Source organism: Acidovorax sp. NN32, assembly GCF_057597245.1.
This window is the reverse complement of sequence record NZ_CP199679.1, coordinates 2,974,363-2,993,584: the sequence shown is the minus strand read 5'-3', so window position 1 is coordinate 2,993,584 and position 19,222 is coordinate 2,974,363. Positions and strand designations below refer to the sequence as shown.

15 protein-coding genes and 1 pseudogene are annotated in these 19,222 nt (G+C 64.2%); 1 reads left to right on the top strand and 15 read right to left on the bottom strand.

Going from position 1 to position 19,222, the window contains the following annotated elements; translation table 11 throughout:
* Positions 1-17: 17 nt before the first annotated feature.
* Complete coding sequence (locus ACT89O_RS13935) at positions 18-3,635, top strand: EAL domain-containing protein (protein WP_487260363.1); 3,618 nt, start codon at positions 18-20, stop codon at positions 3,633-3,635.
* 163 nt (positions 3,636-3,798) lie between these two features.
* On the opposite strand, the gene ACT89O_RS13930 is transcribed toward ACT89O_RS13935, so the two are convergent.
* The 15 genes and pseudogenes from ACT89O_RS13930 to ACT89O_RS13860 all read right to left on the bottom strand — a co-directional run bounded on the left by ACT89O_RS13930 (position 3,799) and on the right by ACT89O_RS13860 (position 19,216).
* A complete protein-coding gene (locus ACT89O_RS13930; protein ID WP_487260362.1) occupies positions 3,799-4,548 on the bottom strand; it encodes a glutamine amidotransferase in 750 nt (249 codons plus the stop codon).
* On the bottom strand, positions 4,545-5,990 hold the full coding sequence (locus ACT89O_RS13925) for an ABC transporter ATP-binding protein (protein WP_487260360.1): 1,446 nt from the start codon (positions 5,988-5,990) through the stop codon (positions 4,545-4,547). Before ACT89O_RS13925 ends, ACT89O_RS13930 begins: the two co-directional genes overlap by 4 nt.
* Entirely contained in the window at positions 5,987-6,829 is an 843-nt protein-coding gene (locus ACT89O_RS13920) for an ABC transporter permease (RefSeq protein WP_487260359.1), read from the bottom strand. The genes ACT89O_RS13925 and ACT89O_RS13920 overlap by 4 nt, the downstream gene beginning before the upstream one ends.
* Entirely contained in the window at positions 6,826-7,794 is a 969-nt protein-coding gene (locus ACT89O_RS13915) for an ABC transporter permease (protein ID WP_252635680.1), read from the bottom strand. Before ACT89O_RS13915 ends, ACT89O_RS13920 begins: the two co-directional genes overlap by 4 nt.
* Positions 7,791-9,404: an ABC transporter substrate-binding protein gene (locus ACT89O_RS13910; RefSeq protein ID WP_487260358.1), complete on the bottom strand. Its 1,614-nt coding sequence runs from the start codon at positions 9,402-9,404 to the stop codon at positions 7,791-7,793. Before ACT89O_RS13910 ends, ACT89O_RS13915 begins: the two co-directional genes overlap by 4 nt.
* 18 nt (positions 9,405-9,422) lie before the next feature.
* Entirely contained in the window at positions 9,423-11,615 is a 2,193-nt protein-coding gene (locus tag ACT89O_RS13905) for a TonB-dependent siderophore receptor (protein ID WP_487260357.1), read from the bottom strand.
* Between the two features lie 245 nt (positions 11,616-11,860).
* Positions 11,861-12,268 carry a DUF2946 family protein gene (locus ACT89O_RS13900; RefSeq protein ID WP_487260356.1) on the bottom strand — a complete coding sequence of 136 codons (408 nt, stop codon included), beginning with the start codon at positions 12,266-12,268 and terminating at the stop codon, positions 11,861-11,863.
* A gap of 111 nt (positions 12,269-12,379) precedes the next feature.
* A complete protein-coding gene (locus ACT89O_RS13895) occupies positions 12,380-12,805 on the bottom strand; it encodes a hypothetical protein (RefSeq protein ID WP_487260355.1) in 426 nt (141 codons plus the stop codon).
* Between the two features lie 136 nt (positions 12,806-12,941).
* Positions 12,942-14,369 (bottom strand): phosphoribosyltransferase-like protein, encoded by a 1,428-nt coding sequence (locus ACT89O_RS13890; protein WP_487260354.1) that lies wholly within the window; start codon positions 14,367-14,369, stop codon positions 12,942-12,944.
* Positions 14,370-14,493: 124 nt separating this feature from the next.
* Positions 14,494-15,153, bottom strand: a complete 660-nt coding sequence (locus ACT89O_RS13885; RefSeq protein ID WP_487260353.1) for a hypothetical protein — start codon at positions 15,151-15,153, stop codon at positions 14,494-14,496.
* 246 nt (positions 15,154-15,399) lie between these two features.
* Positions 15,400-16,314, bottom strand: a pseudogene (mmsB, locus tag ACT89O_RS13880) (3-hydroxyisobutyrate dehydrogenase); the annotation flags it as partial.
* 93 nt (positions 16,315-16,407) lie between these two features.
* Positions 16,408-16,809, bottom strand: a complete 402-nt coding sequence (locus tag ACT89O_RS13875; protein ID WP_487260352.1) for a DUF488 domain-containing protein — start codon at positions 16,807-16,809, stop codon at positions 16,408-16,410.
* Positions 16,810-16,839: 30 nt separating this feature from the next.
* The gene (locus ACT89O_RS13870) at positions 16,840-17,304 is read right to left on the bottom strand and encodes a TfoX/Sxy family protein (protein WP_487260351.1); all 465 of its coding nucleotides are present in this window, start codon (positions 17,302-17,304) and stop codon (positions 16,840-16,842) included.
* Between the two features lie 280 nt (positions 17,305-17,584).
* A complete protein-coding gene (locus ACT89O_RS13865) occupies positions 17,585-18,751 on the bottom strand; it encodes an acyl-CoA dehydrogenase family protein (protein WP_487260350.1) in 1,167 nt (388 codons plus the stop codon).
* Positions 18,752-18,793: 42 nt separating this feature from the next.
* On the bottom strand, positions 18,794-19,216 hold the full coding sequence (locus ACT89O_RS13860) for a lysozyme inhibitor LprI family protein (protein WP_487255174.1): 423 nt from the start codon (positions 19,214-19,216) through the stop codon (positions 18,794-18,796).
* Positions 19,217-19,222: the final 6 nt, after the last annotated feature.

The window sequence follows — 19,222 nt, the reverse complement described above, 5'->3', positions numbered from 1 at the left end:
GTTGGACCCCGGGTAGCATGGCCAAGATCCTTGTTGTCGATGACCTGCCGGCCAACCGTGCGCTGGTGGTCACGCTCATCGGGCACAGTGGCCACCAGGCCCTGGAGGCCGCAGACGGTGCCGAGGCCCTCGCCCTGGTGCGTGCCGAGCGTCCCGATCTGGTGATCTCCGACATCCTGATGCCGACCATGGACGGGTACGAGTTTGTGCGCCAGCTGCGCACAGACCACCAGCTCGCCGCAACCCAGGTGATCTTCTACAGCGCGCACTACCGCGAGCAAGAGGCCCGCAACCTGGCCCTGGCCTGTGGGGTGACGCAGGTGCTGGTGAAGCCCTGCGAGCCACAGGACATCACCTCGGCCATTGAGCAGGCCTTGTCGCAGGTGCCGCCGCAGCCCTTCCACCGGATGGAGCACAGTTTTCAGACCCGGCACCTGCAGCTCATGACGGACAAGCTCACGGGCAACGTCGCCGAGCTGGAGGCCATGAACCGGCGTCTGGCGGCCCTGACCGACCTGAACCTGCAACTGGCCTCCGAGCGCGACCCGCAGGTGCTGCTGGCCAATGTATGCCGTGGCGCGCGCGAACTGGTGGGGGCGCAGTATGCGGTGCTGTGTGTGGTGCGCAAGCAAAGCGATGCCTCCATCGTGTGCACCAGCGGCATCGAACCTGCGCTGAGCGGGCTGCTGGACCTGCCCGTGGTATCGCACGGCCTATTGGGTCAGTTGCGCGCTGCGCGCCGCTCTGAGCGGCTGGTCAATGAAAGCGGTGCGCCGAGCGATATCGGCCTGCCTGCAGGCTACCCGCCGCTGCACACTGGCTTGATTGCGCCCATCACTTCGCTCTCGTTCTCCTATGGCTGGATCTGCCTGGCCAACAAGCAGGGGGAAGAAGCGTTCACGGCCGACGATGAAAAAGTCCTGGCCGTCCTGGGCGCACAGGTGGGTCGTATCTACGAAAACGGCAGCCTTTATATCGAGATCCAGAAGCATGCCGAGCAACTGCAGGTGGAAGTGTTCGAACGCCAGCGGGCCATGGACGCGCTGCGCGCCAGCAAAGCCAGCCTGCGAAGGGCGCAGGCACTGGCAAAAATCACCCATGTGATCAGCGGTGCTGATGGTGCTTTCGAGAGCTGGCTGGACACGCTGCCCGATATGCTGGGGCTGGGGGCCGATGCCATGCCCAAGTCCGCGCGCGAGTGGCTGGCGCTGGTACACCCGCAAGACCGCGACATGTTCCGCCAGCATGCGCTGCAGGCCGCACAGCAAGGCGCCCGCCTGGATTTCACCTACCGCCTGTTGCGCGCAGATGGCGAACTGCTGCATTTGCGCCAGGTGATGGAGCCCTTGGAGGATGAGGCGGGCCGGGGCGAGCAGGGCCGCTGGTTCAACACCATCCAGGATGTCACCCGGGAGAAACGCGCCGAGGAAGAGCTGCACGAAAGCGACCGCCGTTTCAATGACATGCTCGACAAGGTCGAGATGATCTCGCTGATGCTCGACTGCGAAGGGCACATCACCTATTGCAACGACTACCTGCTGCGCCTGACAGGCTGGGAGCGTGAAGAGATCGCTGGCCGCAACTGGTTTGACATGTTTGTGCCTCCTGAGATGGGCAATGTGCGCAGCGTGTTTGCCGATGTGCTGGCGGACCGGCCTTCGGCCTGGCACTACGACAACGAGATCCTCACCCGCTCGGGCGAGAAGCGCCTGGTGCATTGGAACAACACCGTGCTGCGCTCTGTGGGCGGACAGGTGACGGGCGTGGCCGCGCTGGGCGAAGACATTACCGAGCGCCGTGAGGCCGAGCGCAAGATCAAGCGCCTGAACCGCGTGTACGCGATGCTCAGCGGCATCAACACGCTGATCGTGCGCGTGCGCGACCGCGAAGAGCTGTTCCGCGAGGCCTGCCGCATTGCCGTGGAGCACGGCCATTTCCGCATCGCCTGGATAGGCCGCGTGGACCGCGCGGCGCAGCAGGTGGTACCGGTAGGGCTGTCGGGCGTAGAGGCCGATTTTGTGCACAACATCCGCGACCGACTGGGTTTGTTTGACGTTCCCACACCGGGTGAAAGCCTTGCCGCCGCAGTGGTTCGCACTCGCAAGGCCGTGCTGTGCGACGACATCAGCGGCGACCCACGCGTGATGCTGCGCGATCAACTGCGCCATCGGGGTGTGGCCAGCATTGCGGTACTGCCCATCCTGGTGGGCCAGGAGGTCGCCGCCACACTGGCCCTGTTTGCAGACGAGGTGGGTTTCTTCGACGAGGCCGAGATGAAGCTGCTGACAGAGCTGTCCGGCGACATCGGTTTTGCCCTGGACCACCTCGACAAGGAAGATCGGCTGAGTTACCTCGCCTATTACGACGAAATCACCGGGCTGCCCAACCGCACCCTTTTTCTGGAGCGCACCGGCCAGCACCTGCGCCCGCGTGAGGACACACGGCCCCTGCTGGGTATTGCGCTGATGGACATCAGCCGCTTTCGCTTTGTCAATGACACGCTGGGGCGACAGATGGGCGACGAACTGCTCAAGCAGGTCGCGCAGCGGTTGCAGCACGCCAGCCGCGATGTGTACGACGTGGCACGCATCGGCATCAACAGTTTCGGCATCGCTGTGACCGACGCACGCGATGCGGGCGCCGTGGCCATGGCGGTGGACCACCTCCTGCGCGCCTGTTTTGATGCACCCTTTGTGCTGGGCAGCACAGAGCTGCGCATGGCCGCCAAGGCGGGCGTGGCCTTGTACCCCATGGATGGCGCAGATGCCGAAACGCTGCTGCGCAACGCAGAGGCTGCCGTCAACAAGGCCAAGGCATCGGCAGACAGCCTGCTGTTCTACATGTCGGAAATGAATACGCGCGTGGCCGAGGCCCTGGGCATGGAAGGCCGCCTGCGCGAGGCCCTGGAGCGCGGGCAGTTTGTCCTGCACTACCAGCCCAAGCGGTGCCTGGCCAGTGGCGCCCTGGCAGGTGCAGAAGCCCTGATCCGCTGGAACGACCCTGAGCGTGGGCTGGTGCCGCCGGGGCTTTTCATCCCCATCCTGGAGGAAACCGGCCTTATCTACGACGTGGGGCGCTGGGCGCTTGGGCAGGCACTGGCAGACAACCAGCGCTGGCGGCAGGCCGGCCATGCGCCGTTGCGGGTGGCGGTCAACGTGTCGTTTCTGCAGCTGCGCCACCGCAGCTTTGTGGCCGAGGTGCGCGAGGCGCTGGCGTTTGACCCGGCCGCAGGGGCCGGGCTGGAGCTGGAGATCACCGAGAGCATGGTCATGGAGGATGTGGAGCACAGCCGTAGCAGCCTGCACGCCCTGCGCGAGATGGGCATCACGATTGCCATTGATGACTTCGGCACCGGGTTCTCATCACTGAGCTACCTGGCCACGCTGCCCGCTGACACCCTCAAGATCGACCGCTCTTTCATCATGGGGATGGACACCGGCCCGCAAGGCCAGGCGCTGGTCTCCGCCATCATCAACATGGGCCACTCGCTGGGGCTCAAGGTGGTTGCCGAAGGCGTAGAAACGGACGAACAATGCGGCCGGCTCGCGCTGCTGGGCTGTGACGAAATCCAGGGCTACCTGCTCAGCAGGCCGGTGGCCGCCGAGGTGTTTGAAGCCCGCTTCCTAGCTTCCTAGTCCACTGAATCTGAAAAATCGGCGGTGCGCCGGGGCTGCGGCGGGTGATGCACTGGCGAGGCACTACGCCCAATGCAGAGCAATCGCAGCGGAGATGTAGCTATTGTTTTGATAGCTTCTTACGATTGATAGATAAGCGCTAGAGCCAATTTTCATTGAGATTTCAAGTGGCGGCCGCTGCCGCCAGCTGCGCAAAACGCGCCAGCAGGCTGGCCGATTCTGGCGTGGCCTGCACACCTTGCTCCAGTGCTGCCACATCCATGCCTGCACGCTGCAGCGCAGGCGCAAAACACGCCACGTAGTCGCGCATCACCGCATCGCTGAACTCGGGGTGAAACTGCACGCCCCAGGCACAGGGGCCGACGCGGAACGCGTGGTGCGGCTCGTGGGCGTTGGCGGCCAGCGCCACGGCACCAGGGGGCAGGCGCCGCACCGTTTGCTCGTGCACCACCTGGGCGCCAAAGCGGGGTGGCAGGTGGCCCAGCAGGGCGTCGCCCTCGGCACCGGCCAGGCGCTGCACGGCCACGGTGCCTATCTCCAGCCCGGCGGGGTGGCGCGCCACCTCGCCGCCCAGCGCGTGGGCCAGCAGCTGATGGCCGTAGCAGATGCCCAGCACGGGCACCCGGGCCGCCACCACGCTGGCCAGCCATGCGGCGGTGCGCTCGCTCCAGGGTTCGCGGTCGGTCACCATGGCGGGGGAGCCGGTCACCACCACGCCCGCTATCTGGCCGGGCTGTGGCCATGCGGTGGCGGTGCGGGCGTCCAGTGTCTGCAGCGCCAGCTGCGTGCTGGCGGGGGCTTGGTTCAGGCCGCCCGCAATCCAGTCTTCAAAGTCGCCATGCCGGGCCCGTTGGGCGGGCAGGGTGTCGCCGGTCTTGATGATCCAGAGGGTGCGGGAGGGTGTCGCTGTCATGCGGCGAGCATAGCGGCGGTGGGCTGATCGCTGCTTGCAAAGTCCAGCGTGCGCGTGCCCACGGCGGCGGCCAGGTGCGGGTCGTGGGTCACCAGCATCAGCGCGGCGCCGGTGTCTTGCACCGCGTGCAGCAGCACCTGGATGGCCTCCTGCTGCGTGATGGGGTCCAGGCGCGAGGTGGGCTCATCCGCAAACAGCAGCGCCGGTTGCGCCACCAGCACCCGCGCCAGCGCAATGCGCTGCAGCTCGCCGCCCGATACCTGGTCGGGCCTGCGCGCCAGCAGGTCCTCGGGCACGCGCAGCTGCGCCAGGCGCTGCTGCACCGCCTTCCAGTCGCAGCGGTGCAGGCGGGCGGCATCGCGCAGCGACTGGGCCAGGCTGATGTGCGGGGCAAACGAACTGACCGGGTCCTGGTACAGCTTTTGGAACGCATGCGGGCGTAGCCGGGCGCTGCGCTCCACACGGCCCGTGTCGGGTGCCACCAGACCCAGCAGCACATTGCCCAGCGTGCTTTTTCCGGTGCCGCTGGGGCCCTGCACGGCGATGCGTTCACCGCTGCGCAGTTCCAGGTCCAGCGGCGCAAACAGCTTCTGCGCACCATAGGCTTTGGAGATGCCATGCGCCTGTACGACCGGCTCGCCCAGCGTGGGCTCGGCAAACGGCAGCCAGTGGGCCGGGTCGGCTTGCAGCAGCTGGCGGGTAAAGGCGTGCTGCGGCGCGGCGGCCACGGTGTGGATGTCGCCTTGCTCCACCGCCTGCCCATGGCGCAGCACGATGACCTGGCCGCCCAGCGCCTGCGCCACCTGCATGTCGTGGGTGATGGTGAGGAGGCAGCCGCCTGCCTTCAGCACGCCCCGGAACAACTCCACCATACGGCCGCGCCAATGCGCGTCCAGGCCCTTGGTGGGCTCGTCCACCATCAGCACCGCGGCGCCACCGGCCAGGGTGATGGCGGCCACGGCGCGCTGGGCCATGCCGCCCGACAGTTGCCAGGGGTAGTGGCTGCCTGCACCGCCCAGGCCCGCAGCGCTCAGCACCTGTTCGGCCTGCGCGCTGGCGGCGCTGGGGGGCTGCTGGTGCAGCAGGCGGTACACCTCGGCCAGCTGCGGTGCCACGCGGGCCAGCGGGTTGAGCGCCAGCGAGGGTTCCTGCGGCAGCAGCGCCAGCTTGCGGCCCCAAAGGGCACGGCGCGCGGCGGCGTCCTGGGCGCGGGTGGTGGTGCCATCCAGCGTGATCTGGCCCGTGGCCTGCAGCGCGGGCGGCAGGTTGCCCATGATGGCCTGGGCCAGCAGCGACTTGCCCGCGCCGCTTTCACCCACCAGCGTGAGCGCCTCGCCCGGCCGCAGGCTGAAGCCGATGTCGCGCAGCAGCCGCTTGCCGCCCACCTGGATGCCCAGCCCCTCCACGGCCAGCAGGGCGTCGGATTTCAAAGGCGTGGTCATGCGGTCTCCCGGTCGGGGTTGAGCAGCATCATCGCGGCCACTAGCCACACCAGCAGGGCGGTGGGGGCGGCAATGAGCCACGGGGCTTCTTCGTAGTAGGGCATGGCCTCGGTCATCATCAGGCCCAGCTCGGGCGTGGGCGGCTGCATGCCCACGCCCACGAACCCAAGCGCGGCCAGCGCCAGCACGGCTTGCGACGTGGTAAAGGCCAGCAGCGTGCCCAGCGTGGGCGCCAGCGCGGGCAGCAGGTGGCGGCGCAGCACGTAGCCGCGCCCAAAACCCAGCAGGCGCGATGCCTGCACCGCATCACCTGCCAGCACGGGCCGGGCCACCGCGCGGCTCACGCGGAAGTATTCGACCCACAGCGCAGCCGACAGGCCCGCATACAGCGCCCACAGCGCTCCGGGCGCCAGGGCCGCGATCAGCAGCACCAGCAGCAGGCCGGGGATGGCGAGCACCGAGTCCGACAGCATGAGCAGCGCCCGCTCGGTGCGCCCGCCGCGCCACGCGGCGACGATGCCCAGCAGCGTGCCGGGCACGGCGGCGCTCACGGCCGCCAGCAGCGCCATGCCCAGCGACAGCTGCGCTGCATACGCCAGCCGCGCCAGCGCCGATCGGCCAAGCACATCGGTGCCCAGCCAGTGCTGGGCGCTGGGGGGCGCCAGGGTGTTGCGCAGGTCTTGCACCACCGGGCTGGCGCCCACCAGCCAGGGGCCGAGCAGGGCAAACAGCGCCAGCAGGCCGAGCATGGCTAGGCCCAATGTGGTGCGCAGCGGCCAGCGGGGCTGGGCTACTACGGCGCCTGTGGGCGATGAAAGGGTGGAAGGCACGGCACTCATGCAGCCACCTTCTGGGTATGTCGGGGGTCCAGCGCGAGGCACGCCGCATCCACCAGCAGGTTGAACACCACAAACAGCACGCCCATGCACAAGGCCGTGCCTTGCACCACAGGGATGTCGCGCCCGAACACGGCGTGTACCAGCGCATGGCCGATGCCGGGCCAGGCAAACAGCGTCTCCACCACCAGCGCGCCCTCCACCAGAAACAACGCCTGCACGCCCAGGTAGGCCGTCACCGGCACGGCGGCATTGCGCAGGCCATGGCGCACCAGCGCCTGCCAGTCGCTCAGGCCCTTGGTGCGCGCAAATTCAAAGAAGGGCGACACCACCACCTCCAGCATCGCAGCGCGGGTCACGCGCGCCAGCCCAGCGGCCAGGCCCAGCCCCAGCGTGAGCGCGGGCAGCACCAGGCTGGCCTGGCTCTCGTCACCGCCCGCAGGCAAAAAGCCCCACTGCACCGCCACGAGCAGGATGAGCAGCACCGACAGCAAAAACGGCGGCAGCGCGCGCAGCACCACGGCCATCAGCCAGCTGGCCTTGTCCACCCAGCCCTGGGGGCGCAGCCCGGCCCACACGCCCAGCGGCACACCCACGGCAAAGGCAATGGCCAGCGCGGCGGCAGACAGGCGCAGCGTGGCGCCCAGGTGGTGCGTGACCTCGTGCCACACCGATCGCTGTGACACCAGCGACTGCCCCAGGTTGAAGGTGGCCATGTCGCGCCACCAGTGCAGCAGCGCCAGCCAGCCGGGTCGGTCCAGCCCCAGCTCCGCGCGCACCGCGTCGGCGGCGGCGTTGCTCACCAGGTCATAGCCATAGCGGCCCGCCGCCACGCGCATGGCCAGGTCGCCCGGCAGGGCGCGCACCATCAAAAAGCACAGCGTGCCGATCAGCAGGGACACGGCGAGCACCTGCACCAGCCTGCGGCCGAGCAGGGCGGCCCAGGGTGTTGAAATCAAGGGGTTCATGGGTTGTTCCACTCCATGCCGGTCAGGCGGTAAGAACGCTCCAGCGGGTCCAGCGTGACGCCCGCCAGCCGGGGGGCCACGGCCACATGCTGGCGGTACCACGCCACGGGGATCACGGGCAGCTCGGTCTGCAGGGTGCGCGTGATGGTGTGCCGCAGCGCGCGCGTGCGCTCGGGCGGCGTCTGGGTGCGCGTCAGCTCGTGCAGGGCCTGCACCACGGTGTCGCTGTGCCAGCCCATGGCGCCCCAGTCGCCGCCCTGGGCGGCAAAGTCGCCCGCCAGCGTGCCTGTGGGGTCGGGCACGTTGGCGTAGTTGCGCGCAGCCAGCGCCAGTTGCAGGCTGCCGTCGCGGTGGCCCCGGGGCACGTCGCCCGAGTTGCCGATGCTCACCTTCACCGCCATGCCCGCCAGTCGCCATTGCTCCTGCAAGGCGGTGGCAATCAGCGGCAGCTCGGGCCGGTCCACAAAGGTGCGGATCACCAGGTGCAGCGGCTGGCCCTCGGCATCGCGCAGACCGTCGCTGTGGCGCTGCCAGCCAGCGGCCCGCAGCAGGCGTGCGGCAGCTTCGGGGTCATGCTGCAGCGGGGGCAGGTGCGGGTTGTGCCAAGCGCCCAGCGTGGGCGGCAGCAGCTGCGTAGCGGCCAGCGCCTCGTCGCCCATCAGCGCCAGCGCAATGCCCGCGCGGTCGATGGCCAGGCTCAGCGCCTGGCGCACGCGCACATCGCGCAGCGCAGGCAGGCCCGCATTGAGCTTGACGATGACGGTGCGCGGCAGCGTGACCGAGGCAATGCGCACCGGCGTGCGGCGTGCCAACGCAGGGTTTGTTGCATGGCGCTGCAGCCGCCGAAGGCTGGCCGGGTCCAGCCCATAGGCCAGGTCGGCCTGGCCGCTCTCGGCCATCAGCGCGCGGGTTTCGGCACGGCTGGCGGCCAGGTAGCGCACGGCGGCAATGGCGTGGTGCGGGCCGTCGTAGGCGTCAAACACCACCGTCTCCACCTGCTGCGGCGGCACCAGCGCCGCAATGCGGTAGGGGCCGCTGCCAATGATGCTGCGCACCTTGCCGTCGGCGCCATGGCTGGCCGGGGCCAGCACCATGGTGCTGGAATGCGCCAGCAGCGCGGGCAGGGCGGTGTAGGGGCGCTGTAGACGGATGACCACCGTGCCCTCGTCGGGCGCGGTGATGGATTCGATGGGCGCCTGGCTCAGCAATGCGGGCGCCACTTGCGCAGCCTGCAGGCTGCGCACCACGGCGGCGGCCGTCACAGGTGTGCCGTCATGAAAACGCGCCCCTGGCCGCAGCTCAAAGTGCCACACCAGCCCATCCGCCGACCGGCGCCAGAGCCGCGCCAGCGCGGGCCGGGGCTGGCCGTCGTCTGCCGCATCCAGCAGGGTTTCGGTGACCTGCATGCGCGTGAACACATAGCCGCTGCTGGCGGGCGCCAGGCCACTGATCTCCCACGGGCCGACGATTTGCAGCGGTGCGGGGGTGGAGGCTGGTGGTGTGCCCTGCGCCCAGGCAGCGGGCAGGGCGCCCGCCGCCAGCGCGGCCACAGGGGCCTGCAAGGCACGGCGGCGCGTCACGGGTTTGGGGCCGCTTGAAAGTGTTGTCATGCAGGTCACCGGCACCACTCAGAACTTGGCTTGCAGGCCAAGGGTGACGGTACGTGCGGCCCCCGGTGCCACCCACACGCGGCTGTACGAGCTGGTGTAGTGCACCTTGTTGAACACGTTGTCCACGTCCAGCGACAGGTTCAGCGTGGGGCTCAGGCGCCAGTACGCCATCAGCTTGGCCGTGGTGTAGCTGGGCAGCTCAAACGCAGCCGTGCCTGCATTGGCCTCGGCCTGCGTGCGGGCCTGGCCCAGGCGCTTGCCCATGTGGGTCACGCCGCCGCCCATGCCGTAGCGCTGGCCGTTGGCGAGCTGGTTTTCGTACACCGCCAGCACGCTGCCGTTCACGCGCGGCACGTTCAGCAGGCGGCCGCCCACCTCCAGCGTGTTGTCGCGGGTCACCTCCACGTCGTTGACCACCAGGCTCGCATTCACGCGCCAGTGGGTGCTCAGGCGGCCCGCCAGGTCCACCTCCAGCCCCCGGCTGCGCACCTCGCCAGCGGCGGCCGAAAAGCCCGCGTTCAGCGGGTCGCTGGTCAGCACATTGCGCTTGGTGATGTCGAACAGCGCTGCCGTGGCGCCCAGGCGCTGGTCGACGCTCTCCCACTTGGCGCCCAGCTCCAGCGCGCGGGATTTTTCGGGGTCAAAGCCATTGCCCGCCACATTGCTGCCCGTGTTGGGGCGGAAGGAACTGCCCGTGTTGGCATACACCGTCCACCCCGGCGTGGGCAGCCAGCTCACGCCCAGGCGCGGCGACACGGCCGATGGGCTTTGCGCCGTGGTGCGGTTGGTGATGCGGTTTTGCAGGCTCTGGTCGTAGTTGTCGGCCCGCAGCCCGGCCATCACGCGCCACTGCTCGCCCAGCTTGAGGGTGTCTTGCACATACAGCGCGGTGTTGCGTTGCTTCTCCAGCGTGTCGGTATTGCGCCCCGGCGCGGGTTGGGACTGCCCGTACACGGGGTTGAAGATGTCAATGGCATACGGCGCGGCAGCGCTGGGGTTCACCCGCAGCATCACCGAGTCCATGCTGAACCGGTAGCTTTCCACCCCCACCAGCAGCTCATGCTCCAGCCCGCCCGTGCGCAGGTTGCCCTGCAGCTCGGCCTGCACGGCCACGTCATCCGATTGGAAGTCGCGATGGCGGCGCTGGCGCGTCAGCGTGCGGCCATTGGCCTGCAGCGCCGTGGCCTCGGTCGAGAAGCCCTCCATCCCCGTCTCACGGTACGACAGCCCCACGCGGCTGCGCCAGTCGGGGTTCCACTCGTGCGAAAGCACCAGCTGGTGTGTCTGGTTGGTCACCGTCACATCGCCATCGGCGGGCTCGCCCAAAAAGCGGCTGGCGGGCACGGCCCCAAGGCGGTTGTTGACCGCCACCACGCCCCGGTCCAGCGGCGTGGCATGGCGCAGAAATTCAGCCGTGTACTCCAGCACCGTGTCGGGCGACAGCTTCCAGGTCAACGCTGGGGCCACCACCTGCCGCTGCCCGCGCACATGGTCGCGAAAGCTGCCCTTGTCCTCCACCGCCACGTTCAGGCGGTAGGCCAGCCGGTCGCTGATGGGGCCGGTGGTGTCCAGCGCCGCACGGCCCAGGCCGTAGCTGCCCGCGTAGGCCTCCACCGAATGGGCGGCCTTCCACAACGGCTTCTTGCTCACGATGTTGAGCGTGCCGCCGGGCTCGCTGCTGCCATACAGCGCGGCGGCCGGGCCTTTGAGAAACTCCACCCGCTCCACCCCCGCCAGGTCGCGCGGCGCATTAAAGCCCCGGTTGGACGAAAAGCCGTTGAGCAGCGTCGCCATGCCCGTGTTCTCGTTGCCCGGCAGGCCCCGGATGGCGATGTTGTCCCACAGCCCGCCAAAGTTGTTCTGGCGCGAGACCCCGCCCACATAGTCCAGCACATCATCGAGCCGCGTGGCGCCCAGGTCGTCCAGCGTCTGGCGCGACATTACCCGCACCGATTGCGGCAGCTCGCGCAGCGGCAGGCTGGTCTTGGCGCCCTCGGCCTCGTCGGCGTAATAGGCGCCCGAGGCACTGCGGCCCACCACGTCCACGGCAGACATCGTGGGGGGCGTCGCCAAATCACCCTCTGCCGCCCAGGCGGCGGGGGCAGAGGCCACCAGAGCAGCGACAGCCAAAGCCGTGAGCGTGGGGCGCGGCAGGCGGGGTGAGGTAAAGGGGGTAGATGGGCGAGAAAAAGAAACCAAAGAAGAACGCATGGCAAACCAGTCCAAAAGCAATGAATGCAATCGCCAAAGGGCAGCGGGGCAGGGCACCCATCCGCAAAGGAGTGGGGCGCAAACAGCCGCACACCCGCACGCACCCCGGCAGGGTGATTGCATGGCTGCAAAAAAGGGGGGCGCCCCAGAACGTGTTCAAAGGGCGCAAGCTGGCTGGGGCGTTTGCCCAAACCGCGCCACACCGGGCGAGATTCATGCACTAGCCCCGTCAGGCCTGAAACGTGTCAGGCCCGCAGGGCTGGCGGTGGGTCTCTGGCAGCAAACGGCCAGCGCATAGGCTGGGCCGTGAAGGTGAGCGTTGCGGTGGGCTGAGCCGCGCGCGGCGGCTCGGGCACAGGCAGTTGGTAGGCCAGCGGCTGGCCCAGCCCCGCCTCCAGCGCATGCGTCAGGCACCAGGCGCAGGGGGCGTGGGTTTCTTCGGTGTCTTGTTCGCTGGTGGCGGCATCCAGGCGCTCTTCGGCTGCGGCCAAAGCCTCCGCGCCTTGGGCAGCGGCTGTCGCCACCTGCACGCTGTGCACCGCCTCGCGAATGTGCCGTGCCTCGTGCAGGGGCACACCTGCCAGGGCGTTGAACAACGCGGCCAGCAGAAGCAGGATGTGGAGTTGCAGGGCGGGGATGGTGCGGCGCAGCATGAGGGGATGCGAATCATACTCAACTGCGGGTGACCGTTTCGTGAGCGAGTCTGCGGAAGCGCCATTGACAGACGGAGTGTAGAGATTTGGGCTCTGAAAATGAATAAAGCTCTAATTGCCACGCTCAGGAAGAGTGTGAAGAGCTTTATGACCAAGTGCAGTGATAATAAAGCCTCCATCCTTCCTCGGACTCAAAAATTCAGCTTTGACTAGGGAATCAATGGTGCGCTTTTGGTGGAAGTATTCTCCATCAGCACTTTCAGAGTGTGCTCTACCTGGTTCGGCATAAAGAATGCGCAGCCCATCATCAGCATGTCTGAGAACTACAACCTGAACCCAGCTAAGAGCACTCATTTTGCTCTTTGGATCACCAATCGAAGGATCGTTTAAGTCAAAATTATGTTTTACAAGTTTGCTTGAGGCTGAACTTTTTCTCTCTGGAGTCCAGTTTGGCATTCGCTTTGACATGCGCTTACCAAAGATGACAAGCACAGCCAACGCGGCGAGAACAACGAGTGCGGTAGTCTCCCAGTTCATGAATTTTTACAACTAATGCCTAAGTTAACCGGCGCCGGAGCGCGAAGCGCGGAGGGTACCAACACTGGTCGTTAAAATGGCGAAGCAATGGGCAGTGTTGGCGTCCGCGTTGAACCGACAGTTAGAACTCATGTGCTTAATTTCCCTTGGCTATTTCCTCAAACTTATCACATAACTGTTTTTGTAGTGCTTTTATTTTTCCCTTGTTTAGGTATGCAGCAAAGAATTCATTCTGAGATGAGTTTTGCATGACCAATCGTCTGGTTATCTCGTGAAGCATACGTCTTGTATGAAGCGCCGCTTTGGCAGGCTCTAACCCTTCTGGTAACTTGAAAAACTTGGCCCATCGCTCATCAGCGGAGAGTAAATCGACGTCAATATATAGCTCAGGGGGATCCACTTGGAGGAGTGGATGATTTCCAATATTCTTTTTGTATCTATCCACGAAGCTCGCGGGTACATCGTCGTCGTTTTCAACCACGAACAAAGAATTTTTGGATAGCTTTGTGATGTTCTCGATAAGAGTTTTTGAGCCGTATCCGCCGAGTGAGATTACACTGATTTTCTCAAAGAAATCCGTTTGCATGGTCGATGTGACGAATTCAAAAAATGCTTCATCAAACCTCCCTTCAACAAAGAGAAGTAGCTCTTTCTCTTTTTGCGCGATGGGGTTGTTCTCCCTCTTTTTCTTTGTTAGAGATGAATCAATCTGTTTGTAGTACGAGCTTATTCCGCTTATTTTGACGGCTCTTTTAAATAATGGGATCCAGGAGTTCTTGCTTCCCCATATCACGGGCAAGGATATGTTTGGGGTGTTGTAATAGAATGCGATCAATGCGCCAATTCCGCCATAGCCAAGGGAAGCCTTGTTTGAGACCCGGCCATAGTATTCGAGGCGTGCTTTGAGCTTTTCTCTGCGCTCGTGTGAAATTCCATCGTAAAAGGATGAGTCTAGATTTTTTGCGGTATCCAAATCTGTGTATTCAAATGCACTAAAAACATGTGCCTTGGTGTCGGTGATGATGTTCTTTATCCCGTCATCCATGCCTACGGCGGTTAGTAGAAATATGTTTTTTACACCGAATGGCGTGACTTTTTCCGTAAGATTCTTAATTTCTTTAGTTGCTTGATGCCCGGTTCCAATGACGTCATCAACTAAAACAATATTCTCGATCAGGCCGCTTTCTAGATGATCTATTGACTCATCTGTCATAAAGTTGTCTTCGGGGAGTTCATTGGCAATTCTGAAGTTGTAGCCGATCATCGCTCCACTTTTGGCGCCATCACCGATCCCTGCGAACAGTGTGTTGCGGCTGGATATCTTGGATCCCTTGTCTATTGCTACGCGCTCTAATTTGCTGTACGCAATCGAAAGAGATGTATTTAGATCCTCGAAACCAATTACATTAAGATTTTTAATTATTCGAACGCCCAGATCGATGTCTTCGGTATCGAATTGCATCAGCCACTTCAATACATCGTCAAAGCTCTTTTCAACCGGCCATGAGGCGACCACCTCCTCAATCTCTTGAAAGCGCCGATTGTGTGATATGGGGTATTTCATATGTTACGACCCTTTATTTGATGAGTTCTAACGTCTGAATTCACCGGCCTGCGCGGCTTTTCGTGCAGGTCCAGTGGAATGATGGGTTTGGCATATACGGAAAGCCATGAAAAGCTGCACGTACTCAAATTGAGGTAGTGTGCCTACTGCACCAAAGATGAATTGCCAAGCACCTAGCGTAAAGCTTTGGGAAATGCTTCTGAATATCGGATGCCACAGTTTCTGCCTCCCGATACATAAGCAGTACGGCGAACGAAAACATAATCAACATTGATGATGTGTACATCATTACGAAGCCGCCTTGCTGCCATGTGTGCCAGCCATGCCACGTACCAAATACAGCAAGTGAAATTACGATCCCTCCACACACGGAAAATGACTTCACCAGCCCCCAAGCCAGGAAGCTCAAGCTTCCTTCAATTAAGAATGGGGTGCCCGCACAACCAGATAGGCCACTAAGTAAATAGCCAATAAGTTGTGGCAACACTATAAGACCCGCAATGGAGAGCACGAAAATTAGACTTGCTTCCAAATTAAGCATGGTTATAAGGAGTTTCTCAAGGAACGCCCCCAGTTCTCCCTCAAAACCATGCTCGTTGAGTACCCCGTTACTAACGGCCCACGAAGCAATTCCACATGTAATGACCAACGTTAAGGAGAAAAGGTACCACACAACCCGAACATCTCCACCGTGATCTTTCCGAAGTTGCCTTATCGAATACCAGCTTACGAAGAAGCAGGTAATAAATAGAAAAGCAGCTGCAAGTATGAGTTTCCAGTTCATTTATGTAGTTCTCTTGCTAATCACCCGAGCAAACAGGGTATGCCATTCAAAAGATGCCCAACTGGAAATGGACGACACCGCATATGTGGTCGTGGATCTGATAAAAAATTCTGCCATGGTTTCGTCCTGCCAAATCATTTCGCCCCCCGACTAGGCAAACCTAAAAAATCCCGGATGAAAAACACTACGGGCGCTGTAACTACATGCTACAGCGCCCGCGCTTACCCTCAAAGAGCCGTAGCCCTATCAATCGAAATTTTTCTGCACCATCTTAATAATGCTGGAAAAATCCAGCCCCCCATGCCCCGCCAGGCTGTGCGCCGCATACAAATTGCGCGCCATCCCCCCCAGCGGCGTGGCAGCCTTCACCGCCATTGCATTCTCCTGCGCCAGGCCCAAGTCCTTGAGCATCAGGTCCGTGCCAAAGCCACCCGCGTAGCCCTTGCTGGCAGGCGCGGTTTCCATCACGCCGGGGAAGGGGTTGTACTTCTCCAGTGCCCAGTTGCCGCCCGAGCTGCGGCGCATGATTTCGCTCAGCACCTTGGGGTCCAGGCCGTTGGCCACGCCCAAGGCGATGGCTTCGCTGGTGCCGGCCATCAAGATGCCCAGCAGCATGTTGTTGCAGATCTTGGCCGTCTGGCCTGCACCCACGCTGCCTGCGTGGAAGATGTTGGCGCCCATTTTTTCGAGCACGGGGCGGGCGCGTTCCAGGTCGGTGGCGTCGCCGCCCACCATGAAGGTAAGGGTGCCTGCGATGGCGCCGCCGGTGCCGCCGGAGACGGGCGCGTCGATAAAGGCCACACCCTTGGCCTTGGCGGCCTCGGCCACTTTGCGGGAGGTGGCGGCTGCGATGGTGGAGCAGTCGATGATCAGCGTGCCCGCAGGCAGCTGGGCCAGCAGCTCGCCCGCGCCGAGGAACAAGCCTTCCACATGCTGGCTGGCGGGCAGCATGCTGATGACGACTTCGGCGCCTGCGACTGCTGCCTTGGCGTCGGTGGCAATGGGCACGCCGTCTGCCGCCAGCTTGTCGCGCGCGGGTTGCGAGAGGTCGAACGCGCGCACTTCGTGGCCTGCCTTGTGCAGGTTGTGTGCCATGGGGCCGCCCATGTTGCCGAGGCCGATGAATGCGATTTTCATGCTGTGTTGCTCCTGGATGTCGTTGTGATGGTGAAAGTGAAGATGTGCGGTTTGATATGAATTTGATAGCTGTTAGCGCTTATCCATCAAGCGCTAGAGGCCAAAAAGGCTTGAAATCTAGGGGCTGATGTCGGCACCACGGCCGACCAGCTCGGCGCGCAGCACCGAGCGGTGGCAGCGGGCTTCGTCCTCGCAGTAGCAGCCCAGCGACATGGCGCTGTGGTGCGACAGCGCGGCCAGCAAATCGAGCGTGCGGCTGGCCTCGGGCTGGGCCAGTTCTTTGCGGAACTGTTTGGCGAAGGCCTCCCACGCCTTGTCGCCTTCTTGGCCGGTGGGCACCTGCTGGCCCTGGGCCATGAGGTCGGCGCTGGGGGAAAGCAGGGGGTACCACACGTCGTAGTAGTCGCGGCTCGCGAACTCGGCCTTGGGCACACCGCGCGGCGGGCGGCGCACGGTGCCGATGCGGGTGCCTTCCCCGGCGGCGCGCGGGGTGCCAAGGCGGACGATGCGAAGGGGCATGGTGGTGGGCTCCGGGTTGGGTGGGGCAGATCAGTCGTCGGCTTCGAAGATGCTGTGCTTCTTCGCGGCGGCTTTTGTCTTCGGCTTGGTGCCGGTGCTGGCGGGTGCTTTCTTCGCTGCAGCCGGGGTGTTGGTTGTTTTCTTCTTGCGCGGCGAGGCCTTGGCCAGCGGGTTGTAAGCCAGGGCTTCTTCGACCCAGTAGTTCCACTGCGCGCGTGTGGTGTAGCCGTTGGGCTCCACCCAGAAGTAGCCCTGCATGCCGCCGCCGGGCGACAGCTCGCGGGTGTTCTGCATCTCCTGCAATGCGCCGTGGCGGTCCGGTGGCAGGCGCACCAGCAGCTCTTCACCTTTGACGGCGATGCACATCTTGCCGTCCACAAAGAAGGCATAGGTGCCGAACAGCGGCCGCTCTTCCACGTCGCTGCGGTGCGCGAGCGCCGTGCGGATGGCGTCGATCAGGTGCAGGGTTTCGTCGGAGAGAGGGCGGGCGGGCATGGCTTCTGATTCACATGGGCTGATGAGGTCGCTATCTCAGATGGCTCTCACTCCCACTCCCCTTGTGGGAGAGGGCCGGGGAGAGGGGGTGAAACGGGCGCGGCGCGGGTGCGGGCCCCCTCTCCCCAACCCTCTCCCGCGAGGGGAGAGGGGGTAACCCCCGGCGCCGCTGCGGGTGCGTGGGCTGATGTTCCTGTCTGAGATATGTATTTCATGAGGGAAATTGGCCGTTACCGCCCGTCGGATAAGCGCTAGCAGCTATGAAAACAGGAGTAAGCGCTCAGCGAATCACCTCCGTCGCATCCCCATCCAGCATGCGCCGCGCAATGATCACCCGCATGATTTCGTTGGTGCCTTCCAGGATCTGGTGCACGCGGGCGTCGCGCAGCAGGCGCTCCAGCGGATATTCGCGGATGTAGCCGTAGCCGCCGTGCAACTGCAGGGCGTCGTTGATGACGGTGAAGCCTGCGTCGGTGGCAAAACGCTTGGCCATGGCGCAGTAGGTGGATGCGTCGCGCGCACCGGCGTCGAGCTTGCTGGCGGCCAGGCGCACCATCTGGCGGGCGGCGACCAGCTCGGTCGCCATGTCGGCCAGCTTGAACTGCAGCGCCTGGAAGCTGGCGATGGGTTTGCCGAACTGCTTGCGGTCTTGCATGTATTGCTGCGCGGCGTTCAGCGCGCCCTGCGCCGCACCCACCGAGCAGGTGGCGATGTTGATGCGGCCGCCGTCCAGGCCCTTCATGGCGATCTTGAAGCCTTCGCCCTCGCGGCCCAGCAGGTGGTCGGCAGGGATGCGCACGTTGTCGAAGCTGATGGTGCGCGTGGGCTGGCTGTTCCAGCCCATCTTCTGTTCCTTCTTGCCGTAGCTGATGCCGGGCGCATCGGCGGGCACGGCAAAGGCGCTGATGCCGCTGGCGCCGGATTGCGCATCACCGGTGCGGGCCATGAGCACCAGCACGTCGGTGCTGCCTGCGCCGCTGATGAAGGCCTTGCTGCCGTTGATGACGTATTCGTTGCCCACCAACTCGGCCCGGGTCTTGAGCGAGGCGGCGTCGGAGCCCGCGCCAGGCTCAGTCAGGCAGTAGCTGGCGAGCTTTTCGCCCGTGGTGAGCAGCGGGCCCCAGTGGTCGCGCACGGCGGGCGTGGCCCAGGTGCCCAGCATCCAGGTGGCCATGTTGTGGATGGTGATGAAGGCGGTGGTGCTTGGGTCCACAGCCGCCATTTCTTCAAAGACCAGCGTGGCGTCCAGGCGGGGCAGGGCGAGGCCACCGGCGGCTTCGGGCGCGTACAGGCCACAAAAGCCCAGCTCGCCCGCCTTGGCGATGGCTTCTTTCGGGAAGATGCCTTCCTCGTCCCAGTGCGCGGCGTGGGGTGCGAACTCAGCTTGTGCAAAGTCGCGGGCCGTCTGGGCAAAGGCGCGTTGTTCTTCGGTGAGTTCAAAGTCCATACTGCTTGTCTCGTTGGTTCTTGTTGTTCTGGGGTGAAGTTTTTAAGGCTTGGCAGACGGATGGTCCAGCGTCAGCCAGCGCATCAGGCCTCTGCGGCGGTTCTCGGTCTCTGCGGTGAGGCAGTCGTGGTACAGGCGCGGCCACTCGGGTTCTGACTCACTGGCGCGTGTGGCCTGCTTGCAGCGCGTGATGCGGTCGCGCTGCCAGTTGGTGTGCTCCTGGCGCAGCTGGGGGCGTTCATGGGCCGACAGGGCGCGCATCACATCACCGTAGAGGATGGCGATCTGCGTGTCCGCGGCCTGGTAGGCCTTGACTGCGCACGCGTTGGTCTCTTCCAGGCTACCGGCGTCGCGGCATGCTGCGCCTGCCTGGGCGTAAACACCCGGGCTCAGCAACAACGCACCCACGGCGGTTGCAGTTACGGCCACCGTTGACACCCAATTCTTCACTTTGAAAATTTGCATGTCCTG

Bases quoted from the DNA above. Each gene is read 5' to 3' on its own strand.
- ACT89O_RS13925 (WP_487260360.1), bottom strand. From the start codon at position 5,990: ATGACCACGCCTTTGAAATCCGACGCCCTGCTGGCCGTGGAGGGGCTG.
- ACT89O_RS13900 (WP_487260356.1), bottom strand. From the start codon at position 12,268: ATGCTGCGCCGCACCATCCCCGCCCTGCAACTCCACATCCTGCTTCTG.
- ACT89O_RS13930 (WP_487260362.1), bottom strand. From the start codon at position 4,548: ATGACAGCGACACCCTCCCGCACCCTCTGGATCATCAAGACCGGCGAC.
- ACT89O_RS13910 (WP_487260358.1), bottom strand. From the start codon at position 9,404: ATGACAACACTTTCAAGCGGCCCCAAACCCGTGACGCGCCGCCGTGCC.
- ACT89O_RS13875 (WP_487260352.1), bottom strand. From the start codon at position 16,809: ATGCCCCTTCGCATCGTCCGCCTTGGCACCCCGCGCGCCGCCGGGGAA.
- ACT89O_RS13935 (WP_487260363.1), top strand. From the start codon at position 18: ATGGCCAAGATCCTTGTTGTCGATGACCTGCCGGCCAACCGTGCGCTG.
- ACT89O_RS13890 (WP_487260354.1), bottom strand. From the start codon at position 14,369: ATGAAATACCCCATATCACACAATCGGCGCTTTCAAGAGATTGAGGAG.
- ACT89O_RS13915 (WP_252635680.1), bottom strand. From the start codon at position 7,794: ATGAACCCCTTGATTTCAACACCCTGGGCCGCCCTGCTCGGCCGCAGG.
- ACT89O_RS13905 (WP_487260357.1), bottom strand. From the start codon at position 11,615: ATGCGTTCTTCTTTGGTTTCTTTTTCTCGCCCATCTACCCCCTTTACC.
- ACT89O_RS13920 (WP_487260359.1), bottom strand. From the start codon at position 6,829: ATGAGTGCCGTGCCTTCCACCCTTTCATCGCCCACAGGCGCCGTAGTA.
- ACT89O_RS13895 (WP_487260355.1), bottom strand. From the start codon at position 12,805: ATGAACTGGGAGACTACCGCACTCGTTGTTCTCGCCGCGTTGGCTGTG.
- ACT89O_RS13860 (WP_487255174.1), bottom strand. From the start codon at position 19,216: ATGCAAATTTTCAAAGTGAAGAATTGGGTGTCAACGGTGGCCGTAACT.
- ACT89O_RS13885 (WP_487260353.1), bottom strand. From the start codon at position 15,153: ATGAACTGGAAACTCATACTTGCAGCTGCTTTTCTATTTATTACCTGC.
- ACT89O_RS13865 (WP_487260350.1), bottom strand. From the start codon at position 18,751: ATGGACTTTGAACTCACCGAAGAACAACGCGCCTTTGCCCAGACGGCC.
- ACT89O_RS13870 (WP_487260351.1), bottom strand. From the start codon at position 17,304: ATGCCCGCCCGCCCTCTCTCCGACGAAACCCTGCACCTGATCGACGCC.